This is a genomic window from Drancourtella sp. An12, assembly GCF_002160935.1.
Classification (GTDB): domain Bacteria; phylum Bacillota; class Clostridia; order Lachnospirales; family Lachnospiraceae; genus Sellimonas; species Sellimonas catena.
In genome coordinates this window covers 19,308-35,172 of sequence record NZ_NFLO01000020.1, presented here as the reverse complement: position 1 = coordinate 35,172, position 15,865 = coordinate 19,308, and the positions used below count along the sequence as shown (strand labels likewise).

General features: G+C 48.7%; 15 protein-coding genes. All 15 read right to left on the bottom strand.

Annotated elements, in window-relative coordinates; translation table 11 throughout:
* Window positions 1–17: 17 nt before the first annotated feature.
* Window positions 18–974, bottom strand: a complete 957-nt coding sequence (locus B5E64_RS14460) for a PH domain-containing protein (protein ID WP_087169158.1) — start codon at window positions 972–974, stop codon at window positions 18–20.
* 17 nt (window positions 975–991) lie between these two features.
* On the bottom strand, window positions 992–1,411 hold the full coding sequence (locus B5E64_RS14455; RefSeq protein WP_087169157.1) for a DUF3887 domain-containing protein: 420 nt from the start codon (window positions 1,409–1,411) through the stop codon (window positions 992–994).
* Window positions 1,408–2,730 carry a sensor histidine kinase gene (locus B5E64_RS14450; protein ID WP_162610199.1) on the bottom strand — a complete coding sequence of 441 codons (1,323 nt, stop codon included), beginning with the start codon at window positions 2,728–2,730 and terminating at the stop codon, window positions 1,408–1,410. The genes B5E64_RS14455 and B5E64_RS14450 overlap by 4 nt, the downstream gene beginning before the upstream one ends.
* A 10-nt stretch (window positions 2,731–2,740) precedes the next feature.
* Window positions 2,741–3,442 carry a LytTR family DNA-binding domain-containing protein gene (locus B5E64_RS14445; protein ID WP_087169155.1) on the bottom strand — a complete coding sequence of 234 codons (702 nt, stop codon included), beginning with the start codon at window positions 3,440–3,442 and terminating at the stop codon, window positions 2,741–2,743.
* A 189-nt stretch (window positions 3,443–3,631) separates the two neighbouring features.
* Window positions 3,632–6,268, bottom strand: coding sequence for an ABC transporter permease (locus tag B5E64_RS14435; protein ID WP_087169153.1), 2,637 nt, complete (start codon window positions 6,266–6,268; stop codon window positions 3,632–3,634).
* An 18-nt stretch (window positions 6,269–6,286) separates the two neighbouring features.
* On the bottom strand, window positions 6,287–7,945 hold the full coding sequence (locus tag B5E64_RS14430) for an acyl-CoA dehydratase activase (protein WP_087169152.1): 1,659 nt from the start codon (window positions 7,943–7,945) through the stop codon (window positions 6,287–6,289).
* Window positions 7,939–9,213 (bottom strand): 2-hydroxyacyl-CoA dehydratase family protein, encoded by a 1,275-nt coding sequence (locus tag B5E64_RS14425; RefSeq protein WP_087169151.1) that lies wholly within the window; start codon window positions 9,211–9,213, stop codon window positions 7,939–7,941. Before B5E64_RS14425 ends, B5E64_RS14430 begins: the two co-directional genes overlap by 7 nt.
* A gap of 88 nt (window positions 9,214–9,301) precedes the next feature.
* Window positions 9,302–10,327, bottom strand: coding sequence for a low specificity L-threonine aldolase (locus B5E64_RS14420; protein WP_087169150.1), 1,026 nt, complete (start codon window positions 10,325–10,327; stop codon window positions 9,302–9,304).
* A 107-nt stretch (window positions 10,328–10,434) separates the two neighbouring features.
* On the bottom strand, window positions 10,435–11,127 hold the full coding sequence (locus tag B5E64_RS14415) for an LrgB family protein (RefSeq protein ID WP_087169149.1): 693 nt from the start codon (window positions 11,125–11,127) through the stop codon (window positions 10,435–10,437).
* 1 nt (window position 11,128) lies between these two features.
* Window positions 11,129–11,461 (bottom strand): CidA/LrgA family protein, encoded by a 333-nt coding sequence (locus B5E64_RS14410; protein ID WP_343284081.1) that lies wholly within the window; start codon window positions 11,459–11,461, stop codon window positions 11,129–11,131.
* Between the two features lie 84 nt (window positions 11,462–11,545).
* Window positions 11,546–12,658 carry a DUF3810 domain-containing protein gene (locus tag B5E64_RS14405; RefSeq protein ID WP_162610198.1) on the bottom strand — a complete coding sequence of 371 codons (1,113 nt, stop codon included), beginning with the start codon at window positions 12,656–12,658 and terminating at the stop codon, window positions 11,546–11,548.
* The gene (locus tag B5E64_RS14400; RefSeq protein ID WP_162610197.1) at window positions 12,630–13,049 is read right to left on the bottom strand and encodes a riboflavin kinase; all 420 of its coding nucleotides are present in this window, start codon (window positions 13,047–13,049) and stop codon (window positions 12,630–12,632) included. The genes B5E64_RS14405 and B5E64_RS14400 overlap by 29 nt, the downstream gene beginning before the upstream one ends.
* A gap of 92 nt (window positions 13,050–13,141) precedes the next feature.
* Window positions 13,142–13,576 (bottom strand): A24 family peptidase, encoded by a 435-nt coding sequence (locus B5E64_RS14395; protein ID WP_087169145.1) that lies wholly within the window; start codon window positions 13,574–13,576, stop codon window positions 13,142–13,144.
* Between the two features lie 120 nt (window positions 13,577–13,696).
* Entirely contained in the window at window positions 13,697–15,109 is a 1,413-nt protein-coding gene (locus tag B5E64_RS14390) for a HAMP domain-containing sensor histidine kinase (RefSeq protein ID WP_140398868.1), read from the bottom strand.
* A gap of 25 nt (window positions 15,110–15,134) precedes the next feature.
* Window positions 15,135–15,815, bottom strand: a complete 681-nt coding sequence (locus tag B5E64_RS14385) for a response regulator transcription factor (protein ID WP_330616794.1) — start codon at window positions 15,813–15,815, stop codon at window positions 15,135–15,137.
* Window positions 15,816–15,865: the final 50 nt, after the last annotated feature.

The window sequence follows — 15,865 nt, the reverse complement described above, 5'->3', positions numbered from 1 at the left end:
TTAACTCACTCTTATTTTTACTCCCAGATTCCTGCTCTTCGGTACACTTCCTCGATAAATTCTTTCTTTTCCTTCACAGCCACAAGCACATCATCCCCGGAGTTCGTGTGAATATAGATCCGATCCAGTGACATGGCGAGGGAAGATAGCGGATTGTGTGTTTCCTCCAGAAGTTCAATATTCCGGTATCGGATGCGTTTTTTTATGAAACCGAATACGATCAGCAGCTCCTGCTCTCCAAGGTAAATATAATTTCTGAAATATATCGGTACCATCAGAAGATCCACCAGAACGAGTACAATCAGGGCTGTGATCACAGATGCGATTTCCTCTTTTTCTCCTCCTGCAGCCGGAATGACTGACCAGAGAACCAGTACATTGACAAAAATCAGAAGCGCCCATGCCCACAGATCCACTTTTCCCTGAAACTTCATATCCGGAATTCCAAGAGTATCGTCCCGTTTTTCGGTTCTGTATACTTCCTCTTCTCTCTGTACTCTGATCCTGCCGCTCTCCTGCGCCCGTCTCTGCTCCTGTCTCTGTCTGATAAATATGAAAACAAACAAAGCTGCAACAAATCCGAGGACAACAAAGAAAAAGTATTTTCCGAGTCTTCCAAGCCAGATCGTCCCCACGCTGCACCATCCAAAGATCAATGCGAGAAAGGGTCCGGTCACCGCGAGGGTATCTCTGTTCATCATACTGCCGGCCCCGGTCTTTACGGAATTTTTCACCGCCGCATGGAGAGCCCACTGTTCGATCACGGCCATCACCACGCTCACTCCGTAGAGAAAGAGAAGGCTTGTTTTGCTTCCCCAGCTGTCCGGCTGTCCCCATAGTCCAAAATGCGTCGGGATCACATCCGGAATCTTCTGATACATCACTGCAATATAGATTCCCACGCCGATCGTAACAATCCACATCAGAAGCATAGAAAAAATCTCAGTCTTTCTGTAGTGTTCAAACATCTTCATACCTAGTCCCTCCCGTCTTATTTGATGTAAAATCCGATACAGTTCATTTCTGTATCAAAGGAAATGGTAAACTGTGCCCTGCCGTCCGAAAACTGAGCCATTACAATGGCCAGCGCGTATTCTGTTCCCGTGTCCTTGTCCTTCTGTCCGCTGATATTGGTTCCGCTGATCTTTTCGAAATCCCCCAGCGGTTCGATGGTTCCCTCGATTCCGGCCCGGATCTGATCCTCCGTAATCTGTGCTTTCATCATCTCGCTGAGCATTCCGTAAGCTTCGCCGATCTTTCCCGTACAGGAAAGCTCTGCGATTTCTTCCGCTTTTTCCTGTACCTCCCTTTCATCGAAGTTTGCCGAAAGCCTTGATGCACATCCGGCCGCAGGAAGCATCAACATGATTGCCGCCACCATAATACAAATTATTCTTTTTCCCTTTTTCATTTTTCTTCCCTTCTTTCTATTGGTATGGTGATACTCGTCTGGTATCCGTCTTTCAATCTCGAAACCTGCATCGTTCCTCCATATGATTCCACAACATACCGGACATTGACAAGTCCGAGCCCTTCGTGTCCCTTTCTCTTTTTCCGCTTTTCCGGACAGGAATTTCGAAGGCAGATCACAAGAAAATCTTTTGCTTCATCCATCTTGAGCGAAAGATAACGCTCTTCGCCGCACTCGGCAACTGCTTCCCTTGCATTGTCCAGCAGATTGGAAAAAATCGTCGTTACATCGATATCTTTCATGAACGAAAGATCCGCCTGCCCGATCTCAATACGAAGCCTTGCCCCTTTCATTTCCTGAAGATTCAGCTTTTCATTGAGGATCATATTCAGCATCCGGTGTTCCGTATAGGTGACCCGTTCCAGACTCCTTAACATTCCTCCGATATCACTGCAATACCGGTCCGCCGCCTCCAGATCACCCAGGTGATACAGTTCCCCGATCATCTGGATATGATTTTTCACATCGTGAATTACCTTTCTGGATGCCTGATACTTCTCTTCCAGTTCCCGGTACTGATGCATCATCATCTCCTTTTGCTGTTCGTAGAGCTGATACTGTAAATTTTTCTTTTGCTGGCCGATCATATATCCGAAGAGATAGATAACCAGAAGATGAAGCAGTACAATCCCGAGCACCGCCGCTGCCAGACTTCCGTATCCATAGATCATCAGCAGCGTGTCTCCGTTCAGATACAGAGCTAGAATCAGCGCCAGCATCAAGAACGGAATGAGCAGAAATACTGCTGTCTGCCCGTTGGAAAGAAATACCTGATCCTTTTCACGGAATACTTTGACAAAATACCGGGAGACCAGAATGTATTCCACCGCCAGAAGCAGATAAACCACCGACCGCATCAGGAAATACCAGTTCCCGACCATCCGCGTCATGGATGAGCCGAATCCGTATCCGAAAAAATCAAGCAGCATCGTAAATACCAGATAACTTCCAAATACCGCCATGGCAAACAGGATGGTCTCCACAATTCCCGCCTTGGTCCGAAGGTAAAACAGCGATGACAGGACGAAGAGAATCAGCATACCGCACCCCGCATAAAGCAGCGCGTTTTCCTGCCTGAGTGTTAAAACCGAACTTAAGAATAAAATCAAAACCGTCGGAATACGGATGATGTGCGGGATCTCTTCCGCCCTGTGGTTCCGCTTCATGAAATACCATGCCGCATAGGTGTATGCCAGGCAGTAGAGAAGCTCTGCCAGCACAATAATGATTCTTTCTGTTTCTGTAAATCCTGTATTCATAACCATTTCCTCACAGCCGTCCGGCCAGAAACAGATTCAGTTCCTCCCGGAATGCCTTTCCCTTTTTCTGCGAAAGCGGAAGAACGCTTCCATCCATCATGGTAATCTCGTATCCTTTAATTCCCCTGACCTGATCCAGATTGACTACAAAGCTTTTGTGCGGCATTGCAAAGCCATACGGCCGCATTTTTTCCAGGCATTCACTGATCTTTGCCTGCTGGTAATAGACGCCTTCCTTTGTATGCACCTCAAGCATCCGGAATGTATATTCAAAGTAATAGATTTCCTCCGCCGGAATCCGGATTCTTCCCTCCTTCGTCAGAAGATCCACAACCGGCTTCTGATTTTCCTTCTGCATGTATTCCAGCGCTTCCTTAAGCTGCCGTTTAATTTCCTTTTCTTTGACCGGTTTGAGCAGGTAGCCGAAGGCATGAACTCCGAAAGCATATCCTGCATATCCGCCATAATTGGTAATATAAATAATTTCAACCTGCTTATCTGTCTTTCTGATCTCCTTCGCCGTCATGATTCCGTCCATCCCCGGCATATCAATATCCAGAAACAGAATATCATATTTACGGCCTGCCTCCAGTAATTCCTTTCCGCTTCGAAAGAGATCTACTTCGTATCGGTCCTCCTCTTCATGCAGGATCATTTTCCTGACATTTTCACACACAATTTCCTGATCGTCACAGACTGCAATCCGAATCATAAGCCCCTCCTTTTCCCCTTGTGCGTTCATTATAATTCTCTGAATTTTTATCTTCAAGTACCACAGCACGAAAGAAAGAAAATCCGGCATAAAAGACAGCAACCGGTATTTTTGAGACAAAAAAGGCACAGGCCCGGGATTCCCCCTGAGCCTGTGCCCATATTTCAGCCGGAATCCGCGGATTCCCTTTTATTTCCCGTTCCCGGCTTCTTTCCATATTTTCCGTTCCATCACGGTCAGCCAGATCTCCCAGATCAGGTAGTAGAGGATGGTAAAGACCGCTGCCGCTGCCGAATACCGCAGCATATCCCCCGTCTGGTAGGACCGTACCTCAAATGTCAGCAGCGCAAATACTGTCTCGATCAGAATTCCGGCGGCCGCGGAAATCCAAAATGGCCGGTGAATCTGACGGTGCATCAGTTTCCGACGCTCTTTTCCCTTCATTCCAAGCCGGATCAGGAACAGATCCTGCTCCTGCATCGTTCCCGCCTCGCTCTGCGTCTTGGAATAAATCTGGAAGAGTCCGAATACAAAGACAAGCGCCGCTGCCACAGCCTGTGTCGTCAGATCCCGGACATTACTCTCTTTCACCTTTCCAATCATCTCATCCTTCGGATAAAGATTGCCGACCCGCTCATCAAATAACCGGTCGATCGGATGCTCTTCCTCCAGGAAAGAAAGCGCCGAAACCACATCCTCGTACTGATCCTTCGGTACTTCCCACAGAATCAGATTGGTCGGCCCGTCCGTCAGGTTGTCCTCATTCTGAACCATGTATTCTTCCCATGCTGCCTCTCCCTGCTCCAGAAGAACCGGCATGTTTTCTTCATTTTTCTTCCGTACGGATTCGTATCCCCGCTCAAATTCTTCATCGGAAAAGACAACAAGCTGTTCCTGTTCTCCTTCTCCCAGCACTCCCGTCAGAATGTCCCGCTCTCTGCCGACTTCCTCATGACCGGTATAAATCTCATGCCTGCGGTCTACGCTGTAGTAGAGAAGCGGCTGTCCGAACCGGAGATAATTTCCCGTTCTGGAACCGCTGTAATCCAGATTTCTGGCCGGCATGGATACATTCTGCTGGTAAACCGTGTGAATCTCTCCATCTTTTAAATCCAGATTCTCCGGTGTTTTCCCAAGTGCCTCTTTCAAAGCCCGGTAGGTATCTTCGGAAATCCCGATATACTGTCCCTGCTCCATGCTTACCATCCGCTCGTCTTCCAGACTGCTGTTTCCTCTTACCGAGTTAACCCGCACCATCGGATAAACCTGCGTTTTCACGTCATACTCTTCCATGACCGCTTCCACCCGGTCCATATCCTGATCATAGGCCATGCTGACAATATCATATGGCAGCTGCGCCTCCGCCGATGGCGTAATCATTCCGCTGATCAGCGGAATTCCGGCAAAGGAAAGGACGCAGATATGTACAACCGTCATGACGTAAATACTCCACCGGTTCTTTTTAAACCGGTATCTCCATTCCTTGTTCCAAAGCACATCCTTGATATATTTTTTCGGATTCAGCCGGGCTTTTTTGACGCTTCTTACCATCACTCCGGTCAGAATGAGGAACACGCCAAGGACAACAAACAGATAGCTTCCCTTATTCTCGCTCCAGGCTTCCGATGTATACCATGTCGCTGCCACATCAAGCAGCACCAGCCCCATAATCACCTTTCTCCATACGGCAGACGGCACGGTCTCCGCCTCTTTCTCCTCGTAGAGCACAGTGGAATTGCCCATCCGCAGGATATTTTCCTGATTCAGCATAGTAGAAAAAATCAGTGTCAGGAGAAACGCGATCCCGCCCCAGCCGATGACATAGGAGGAAAAGAACGATGGAAGCACGATTCTTCCCTGAAGCGCTTCTCTGAGTACAGAGTAGAGACCCCCTCCGGCAAGTATGCCGAGAATGGCGGATAATACCATACTGATGCCAAATTCTACTGCAAACAGAAGGTAGATCGTCCGGGTACGGATACCGAGGATCAGGAAAGTCCGGTATTCCCGGTTTCTCACCTTTGTATAATTGGAAATCAGGTTGTACATCAGCAGGATGCAGAGGAAAATAATCATCACTGTAGAACTTGTAAAGATCCCCTGCAGTTTCAAAATCCACTCCGGAATTCCCGGTACCTGCGGAATATTTCCGGATGAAAGGAATACTCCGAAGGCAACAATAAGGAAGATCGCAGTAAAGATCCCTCCCAGAATGAGAAGCACACCGTCTTTCATGCTGGAACGAAAGTTTTCCCAGATAAGGATTCCAAGTTCTTTCGGATACCGCCCAGGAAAATAAAGTGCCTGCTTTCTACGGAGCTTTGCCGCTCTCTCCTGACGTTTGACCTCCCGGTAAGCTGCCATCTGCTCATACCATTCATCCAGGAAACGGAAACCTACATATTCAAACAGGCTGGCAATGGATACAAAAAGCAACGGCATCAGCTCAGCCTGTTCGCTATTCAGTTCTGTTCCGTGTACGCCTTCATAAGCGTTTGCCGCCTGAATGCAGGCGATCAGGCACAGAAATACCATTGCCCGTGATGCCAGATCCAGCGCATGAACCTCTTTTTTCAAAAGCATCAGAATCAGACGCACCACATAAAGCAGTGCGGCAATGGTTCCCAGAATATGGCAAAACGCCAGCGTCGGACCTGCCGATGATCCAAGCCAGAAGTGCATATAGTCACCGGCCTGAAGCGCCTGAATCCATGCGCTGATCAGATTGTAGTTTTCCCCTCCTACCGGCAGCTGCCATACAACTGAATATAAAATCACTACAATCAGAGATAAAACGATTCTCCAGATTTTCGCCGCTTTCTTCATCTCTTCCTCTCTTTCTACCTATATCTGTTCCAGTGCATAAAGTGCAGCTCCTGCTGCTCCTACGATCTCCGGTTCCGGACAGATATAAAGTTTTCCCCCGATTTTTTCTTCTACCGCACGTACAACTCCCGGATTTTTCGCGACACCGCCGGTCATCATAAATTCCGGCTCCATTCCTGCTCTCTTTAAAAGTGAGTAGGATTTATTCGCGATCGCCCTGCAGATTCCATTTGCGATATCCGCCTTTTCTTTGTTATTGGCGATCAGAGAGATCACCTCCGACTCCGCAAAAACGGAACACATGCTTGTGATTTCAATATCCTCCGTCGATTTCATGGCGATCGGTCCCAGTTCATCGATATCGATCTCCAGAGATCTTGCTATCATCTCAAGGAAACGTCCGGTTCCTGCCGCGCACTTGTCATTCATGACAAAGTCCACGACTTCGCCGTTTTCATTTAACCGGATTCCCTTACTGTCCTGTCCTCCGATGTCGAGAATCGTCCGGATCTTCGGATTGAAATAATGAGCGCCCTTGCCGTGGCAGCTGATCTCGGTAACATTTTCATCTGCAAACGGAATGCTGACTCTTCCATATCCTGTAGATACAATTCTTGCGATGTCTTCTCGTTTCAGTCCGGCCCGGTCAAGCACCTCTTTTAAAATCCGGTCCGCACTCTCGCCGGACTTTGCTCCGGTCCGGATCACGGAAAATGCCCGGATTTTTCTGTCCTGATCCATGATCACGGCATTGGTCGACGTCGATCCGCTGTCAATCCCCATTACATACATGCTTTCCTCACCTCTCCTTTTTGATGTCTCTTTCCTGCTGCCTTTCAGTGATTCCAGAAATGCTTCCATCCTGGTCAGCACCTGTCCGTAACTCTGCTTCGTGTAATCTGTCTCCAGAAGCAGCATCGGCTTCTTTAAAATCCCTTTGAGCCATGCGTACTCATACGAATAATTATCGCAGAATTGGACGGTATGGTAAAGTACCCCGTCCACACTTTCTGCATATTTCTGAATCAGATCGTCTCTTCCGGCGGCAGCCTCCATCCGCATACACGGAAACTGGCTTAAAAGCCCTCTTACATATCCGCCAAACACATCTTCCGCATCGTAGAGCAGCTTTCTCGCAAGACCGGTACAGGTCAGGTCAAATGCCACATTGGCCCCTTTGTCCTTTAAGATCTGTTTGATCGTCTCGTCGGCTCTTGCACCGATGATTCCGATATTCGGCCCGCCCTTTTTCAGGGAAATCATTTCCTCCCTTTGATGGGCCCGGATAATTTCTTCCAGCTTTTCCTCCTCAAACTTCTTACCGGAATATACTTCATAAGCATGGATCATGTCACGGATCCGCTGTGCGTAAAGTGTGATCCCCGCATCTTTGATGATCCGCGGCGTATCCAGCATGTAAATGAATTTATCCGGCATCTCCTCGGTCAGTACGTCATAGAGCCTGCGGATGCTGTCGCAGCACGTCGTCAGGATGATTCCGTCATACTCTCCTTTTGACACTTCCTCCAGCACGCCCTTCGCAAAGCTGCAGATGTTCGGATGCATCTTCATATCCGCCTGATTAAAACTGGTCACCTGCGGCTCAATCCTCTGAACCGTTTCTCCCATGGCCGCGAAGACTTCCACAGGTGCATATTTACATATATATCCTAACATTCCTTTTCCTCTGTCTCCAACAATTCTAAAAATGCCTCCAGCCGCGTCTTGATCTGTCCGTCGTGGCTGTTTCTCTTGTCAATCCCGTCACCGTCCAGAATCAGCGTCGGGATGCCTTTTTCTTTCATCCGGTCTTTCAAGATCAGACTTCCGCCGGATGCCTGCTTGCATCCCCAGTGGCAGAAATGGATGACTGCGTCCGGTTTCAGCCGGTCCGCCAACTCTCCGACCATATCGGCCTTCCGTGAATAAGAGCCATTGTACAGATTCCGGATGATCTTTTTGGCAAGTGACTCAAACGGTTTTTCCGGATCCATCTCCTCCATGTAATCAATGACAATATCCCCTGCCGTGATCTGATACTCTTTGCTTCCGTTAAAATATTTCTTCAGTGTTTCCTGATAAAACGGCAGAAGATGAATCCAGAGAATCCTCTTTCCTTCAAACTTCGGATAGGTCTGAATATCCTCGACCATAAAACGGATCAAGTCAAGAAATTCCTGCGTTCCGATGAGCAGATGGGTTCCCATCATCAGATACAGCTGGCTGATGATCTCTCCCGGATAATAATAGGTATTCTGAAGTTCAAAAAACCGGAACAGCTCTTTTCTCGTCTCATTTTCGATCCGGATGGTCTCCCGCAGTTTTTCCTCGCTGAAACGTACTCCAAAAGTTTCGGAAAGCTTCTCTGCAAGTTCCCGAAGCTGATCCGCCAGATAGGAGACTGACGCCTCATCATCCCGGTACGGGACATCCAGAAAGGTAAACGGTACTCCCTTTTTCTTCTCCAGATAACGGAACGTATTGAGGTTTCCGTCACAGGAAAGAGAGGTCGTCACCGCATAGTGGGGCTGGCGCACCACGCCGCTGTCCACGCCTCCGACAAATGTCTTATGATAGGAACACAGTGTCGGCGCAATTCCGGCATTCTGTGCGTAGTCGATGAACTGATCTTCCAGATGATATCCGCTTAAATAGCACGAAAGACACTCGATGGAGAGTGTCCGGATTCCCATGCTCTTCATGATCTCGCACGGCGCGAAAATATTGCTCCACACATAGCTGTCCTCTCTGGCAAGAGCGTCCGCCACCAGTGACATCATCATCGATTCCAGCTTCTGATATCCTTTGGAAAGCCCGCTCTTTGGCAGAAGTCTGGTTCTCCATTTGTTTGCCTGAAACCCGAAAATCATTTTGTTCCAGCTTTTCTCAGGATGCTCGATTGCTTCCTGTCTTACAAAGTCAATATATTTGTCTGCAACTGACATGCTGTCATCCCTCCTTATTTCTTTGTAAGCGGTACGAAAGCCCCGATGAAAAGAGGATTCTCCTGTTTTTTCATCAGGGCCGGGCGTCTTAAAATGCCGCAAGCAGTTTTTCAATATGTTCTTCTTTTGTTGCCCATGACGTACAGATCCTGATCACCGTATGGTCTGCGTCATAGCGTGTCTCATGGTTAAACAGGAATTCTTTTTCCAGTTCCTGTAATTTCGTATCTTCCACAATCACGAACTGCTGATTCGTGATACTGTCCATATAGAAGCGGTATCCTTTCTCCTGAAGCTCCTTTTTCAGCTTCATGGCAAGCCGGTCCGCATGGCGTCCCATCTCCATGTAGAGGTCATTCTCAAACATGGCAAGGAACTGTAGGCCGAGGAGCCGTCCCTTTGCGAGCATTCCGCCTTTCTGCTTGATCAGGTAGCGGAAGTCCTCCTTCAGCGCCGGATGGCTGATAACGACGCACTCCCCGAACAGCGCTCCCACTTTGGTGCCTCCGATATAAAAGGCATCTGTCAGTGCCGCAATGTCAGAAAGCGTCACATCGGTCCCTTCCGCTGCAAGTCCATAGGCAAGCCTTGCACCGTCCAGGAAAAGATACAGTCCGCACTCGTCGCAGACCTTTCTCAGATCTGTCAGTTCCTGTTTTGTATACAGCGTGCCAAGCTCTGTCGGATGTGAGATGTATACCAGCTTTGGCTGTACCATATGTTCATGCGCTCCATCCGCCCAGTGGCTGTCATGGGCCTCTTTGACCTGCGCCGCCGTAATCTTTCCGTCCTTGCCCGGCAGAGCAAGAACTTTATGGCCGCACGCCTCAACAGCACCGGTTTCATGAACATTGATATGTCCGGTCTGCGTGCAAAGCGCACCCTGATACGGGCGAAGTGCCGCGTCGATCACGGTCAGATTGGTCTGAGTGCCGCCCACAAGAAAATGGATGTCCACGTCCTCCCGGCCAACTGCTTTTCTGATCCGGGCTCTTGCCTCTTCGCAATACGGATCTTCCCCGTACCCGACACTCTGCTCCATATTCGTATCTATCAGTTTCTGAAGGACGGCCGGATGCGCTCCTTCCACATAATCATTCTGAAACATAATCATAGTCTTACCCTCCTGTCCGTTCTTTTAATCCTTATAACTCTCTATAACGCTGCGGATTGCTCCGCATTTCATGCCAACGTTATCAGTATATCACATTTTTCCTTCATTTACATAAGCTGTGCGAAAAAGGATGCGCCCACAACCGTCAAAAGTCCTGCCGTGACGATCGCAAGGCTTCCCATGGCTCCCTCGACTTCGCCCATCTCCATGGCCTTGGCGGTTCCCATCGCATGGGAGCCGGTCCCAAGGGCCAGTCCTTTTGCGATCGGATGGCGGATCTTTAAGATCTTATAAAGCCATTCTGACGTGATATCTCCGATCATTCCGGTCACACAGATGACCGCCACGGTGATGGCGGTTATACCACCCATTTCCTCTGAGACTCCCATCCCGATAGCTGTGGTGATGGACTTCGGGAGCAGGGTTACATACTGCTCGTGGTTTAAACCGAACAGTTTGGATAACAGAAAAATGCTGACAAGGCTTGTCAGTACGCCCGCCAGGAGCCCGCACAGAACAGCCGCCAGATTTTCCTTCAGAAGCTTGAGCTGTTCGTAAAGCGGCACCGCAAGGGCAACCGTCGCCGGAGTCAGAAAATAACTGATATATTTGGCGCTTGCATTATAGGACTCGTACTCTACGTTGGTGAGCGCCAGAAAGGCGATCAGTACAATCGCTGTGATCAGAAGCGGGTTCAGCACCGCAAGTTTGTACTTCCGTTTCAGCAGAAGCCCCCCTTCGTAGACCGCAAGACTGATTACCGGTCCGAAAAAGAGGGAATGTTCAATAAAACTCTGCATCTTATTTTTCCGCTCCTTTCTCCGTTTTCTCGATGACCTTTTCCGTCACAATGCCGGTCACTACCATGACGAGAAGCGTCGTCACAAAGGTGATCACTATCACCGGCACTACCACCGGGCGCAGCTTATCCCAGGCTGTCATCAGTCCTACCGCCGCCGGAATAAACATCACCGGCATCAGTTCGATTAAAATCACCGATGCCTCTTTGACCTGAGGCACACGGATTAATCCGGTCATCAATGCCGTCAACATCAGCACCAGTCCATAAACACTGGCCGGAACCGGAAACGGGAGGATCCGGTTAAGGATCTCTCCCAGAAGTGAAATTATCATTATAATTAAAAATTGCCGTAATACTTTCATATTTTTCTCCTGTTTCTTTTCTGTCATTATGTAAAAGGCATATGCGCAGCCGTTTTAGGATGCGCCCTGCCCGGACGCATGATCCAGCAGATAGACAACAAGCATATCCACCATCTTGTCATAGCTTTCCACACCGTTTTCCTGCCCGTTCGACTTTAAATAGGCATCGTTAATCTGATTGGACACCTCCGCAATCCTGCCTTCATGCTCTGCCCAGAACGCATCATTTCTCTGAAGGTCTTTCCTTGCGTTTTCCGGAAGCATCCCGTAAAGTTCCTCGTAAGATGCCTGATCATAATTCCAGAACTGGTTGGTCGCATACAGCCATCCGGATAAAGCCGCACTGTACCGGAATTCCACCACATCCGACCGGCCGCACGCAAGCCAGGCGATGAAGTTCGCCTCCTGTTCCTGCATGAACCCTTTCAGATGGGAGAGCTCGTGGCACATGGTAAACGGGATATTATACGCAGTCATGTCCCCATTATAATTGGCTTCCGCCGTAAACGGGGAATAAATTCCCGTCAGTGACTGTATGGAAAGGAATTCCGAAAAAATCAGCTTTTTCGGCTCCGGATAATAACCCTTCAGTTCCCGGTAGTCTTCCCCCAGTGTCTGCATGGCCCGGACCGCATTCTTTCCGGCATCGGTTGTAAAAAGAAGCTCCCCGTCATCGTCCCTTGTAACAGAAGGCTCCGTATCCTGCACCGCCTGAGTCAGCGTCAGGCAGACGCTCCGCAGTTCATCCACGGTATAGTCCCGCGGAAGAATTCCGCTCCGCTCTGCAAACGAGGTGCTCCGGTAATTGATCCCGCAGTTGATCACATATAGAAATGCAAGAACCGATACTGTCCACAGCAGTACGACCGCTGTCTTCTTCGTCCGGTAAAAATTCCAGTTTTTATGGATAATCGAAAGCAGAATGTACAGAAAACCAAAAATGAGAGTCAGCACAAAAAGATACAGGCCGATCTCCGCCACAGAGGTCGGAACCAGCCCGAAAATCCGCCCGATACTGCCCGTCAGAGCCGGATAGATATGCTCTGTATGCCAGTCGGCAAATCCGTCTACATACACCGACGCAGCCATCAGGGCCACTGAGACGGCAAGGAGAATCAACGGAATCAGCACCCGCTTTTTAACTCGTCTCTTTCGTCTCTTCCTCATTTGCAAAACCTCCCGGAAATATCTTGTGAAAATAGTCTCTTGTCCGGCGGACATCCTGATCCACCTGATTTTTGACTTCCTCAAGGGAATCAAACTTCTGAATCCCCCGCAGGAAAAGATAAAACTCAATCATCACTTTTTTCCCGTACAGGTCCATGTCAAGCCCCGGTATATATGTCTCCACCGTAGTCTTCGGATCATTGTCCACCGAAGGTCTTGTCCCCACATTGGTGACACCTGCGTACCGCTTCCCGTCAATCCACGCCATAACTCCGTAGACTCCGTGCTCCGGAAGTTTGTCCTCTTTCTGATACTGTAGATTCGCCGTCGGCATGCCGACCTTTCTTCCATTTCCTTTTCCGTGAATAATGATTCCTGTTAATGTATACAATGGTGTTCCTCCGCCTGTCCATTTTACTTCATAACGCTTATTATGACATTTTTCTCCAAAGCAATCAAGTCTCACTTCTTTTTTTCACAAATTTATGGAAGCATACTTGCGGCCGCAAGACCGAGGGCAAGAAAGGGGCCAAGGGGAATGGTCTCTTTCTTTTTGCGCTTTTTGACGGCTGTCATGGCAAGTCCATAGATTCCTCCCGACAGAAGCCCCAGAAACAGCCCAAGGATCCCCCGACTTGTTCCGAGGCAGAAGCCGGCTGCCGCCATCAGTTTGATATCTCCGCCTCCAAATGCTCCCTTTACAAGCAGGGTGGAAAGAAACAACGGAAATGCACTGGACACTGCCCCTGACACCGCCTGCAGAAGAGACATCTGCTGCCACGTATCCGTAAAAACGGCAAGCAGCCCCGGAATCAGGAGAAGTGCCGGATAACGGTCCGGAATCCTTCTTTCGTTCCAGTCCGACACTGCCGCGCCAAAAAGTACTGTCAGAAACAGTAGTTCACATACGATATTCATAACATCCTCTTTTCGTGATCATTTTATGATAGGTCAAATTGATAAAACAGAATTGTTTTCAGAAAGGGAGAAAGGGATGCGCCCTTTCCCCTGTTGAATGGTCTTTGAATAATCTTTTTGCTATTTTGATTCCTCATCCTTTAACGTCCGGAACCAGAAGACCGTCATCCGATCCTGATAATCCACCCCATAGGTCATGCCGTGCGCCTTCAGGATCGTACTGACAATAGAAAGCCCAAGACCCGTTCCTTCCCTGCGTCCTGCCTGATGCTGGCTTCTCTGATACCGTTCCCAGATCAGTTCCCGCTCCTCCCCCGGAATCGGATTTCCCGGATTTTTCACTTCTACAAGACAGCCATCTTCTCCCGTCTTCAGGGATACGATAATTTCCTTTTTATTTTCAGTATGATTCAAAGCATTATATAGAAGGTTTCGGATCACCTGGCTCATTTTCAGCGCATCTACATATACCGGAATCTCCGTTTCATCCGAAACAAACCGAAGCTGAATTCCGTACTCTCTGGCACTCGGCTCGCAAAACATGATTTCAGATTCTACGATTTCATACAGGTTGTACCATTCTTTTTTCAACTGAAGATAGCCAGTCTGAAGCTGAGAATAGTCCAGAATATCATTTACCATCTCGCTCATACGCTTTGATTCCCGGATAATCAGGTTCAGATCTTCCGTACGTTTTTCCTCATCCTTCCAGTGGATGTCGCGGACCATTTCCGCATACCCTCCGATCAGGGCCAGAGGAGAACGGAGTTCATGAGAGACATTGGCAATGACTTCTTTCCGTAGATCGTCCACTCTCCGAAGTGCCCGTGAAAGCTCTTCCACGGAGTCCGCCAGCTGTCCGACTTCATCATTCAGCTTCAGGTTCGGTACCGCTGTCAGATCCCCTTTTGCCAGGTCATCTACGGTACCTTTGATAATATGGATCGGTTTCGTAAACTTTCTGGAAAGGATATGCGCCAGAATTGCCGAAGCAATCATCAGAAGAACGCTGAAAAAGATCAGCTGTCTGCGGTTCATATCCAGTACCTGATTCAGTTCCGTAAAATTCTGTGTCAGAATAATATATTCCTTTTCTCCGTTATAGAGGACCGGAATCCCGATTTCATAAGATATCAGCTGTGATCTTTCTCTCACTTCCCTGCTGAAAGACTCCCCGTCCAAAATGGATTGGTATTCTTCGCTGTCTCTGATATTCTGCCAGGGCTTGATATTTTTCTCATCTTCATCGATGTCCAGCTGGTGTCCGTAACTGTAAATGGCTTCCAGCCGGCCTTCGGAATCGACAATCATCAGCTTGCCGTTAATCGTCTTGCTCAAATAGGGAATCAGCTGATCATTGTCTGCCAGATCTTCACTGTTGAGCTGTTCCTCCACCGGTTCCAGCCGTTCCTGTATCCCTTCAATCGCCACCTTGGTATAATTTCTCTCCAGGACAAGGATCTGGATAACCCACATCAGGGCGATCGTAAAGATGACAAGAGCCATCATGATGAGCCAGAGACGCGCCATCATGCTGGAAAAAAGGCAGTGCTTTTTTTTATTCTCTGTACTCAAATTTATATCCGACTCCCCACACAGTCTGAATCAGCTTCCGGCGGTCTCCCAGATGCTCTCTCAGAGATTTGACATGGGAATCTACGGTCCTTGTATCTCCATGGTACTCGTATCCCCATACTGTCTCCAGAAGCTGTTCCCTTGTCAGGACAATGTGTTCATTTTGTGCCAGCTTAACCAGCAAATCAAATTCCTTTGGCGGCAGATTGATCGTCTTCTCCCCGATTTCCACCAGCCTCGCATCGATCTGAATCCTCAGATCACCAAACTGTAAAATCATATTCGGCGCGCTTCCGGTCCTTTTGAGTACCGCATTCACTCTTGCCATCAGTTCTTTCGGACTGAACGGCTTGGAGACATAATCGTCCGCGCCCAGATTAAATCCAAGAAGCTTGTCATACTCCTCGCTCCTTGCAGTCAGCATGATCACCGGGATCTGTGAGTGCTCCCGGATCTCCGCAAGAGCCTCAAAACCGTCCTTTCCCGGCATCATAATATCCAGAATCAATATATCAAAATCCGTCTTATCCAGCAGGTCGATTGCTTCCTGCGCATTTTCCGCCTCCTGGCACTGGAATCCCTCCAGTTCTGCGTAAGTCGATACCAGTTTTCTCAGATGCATGTCATCATCCGCGATCAGCATCCTTCTCAGCATCCGCCTCATCCTTACCCCTCCTTCCATCCTGCCCCATGGACAGTACCCCTTTTCGGGTT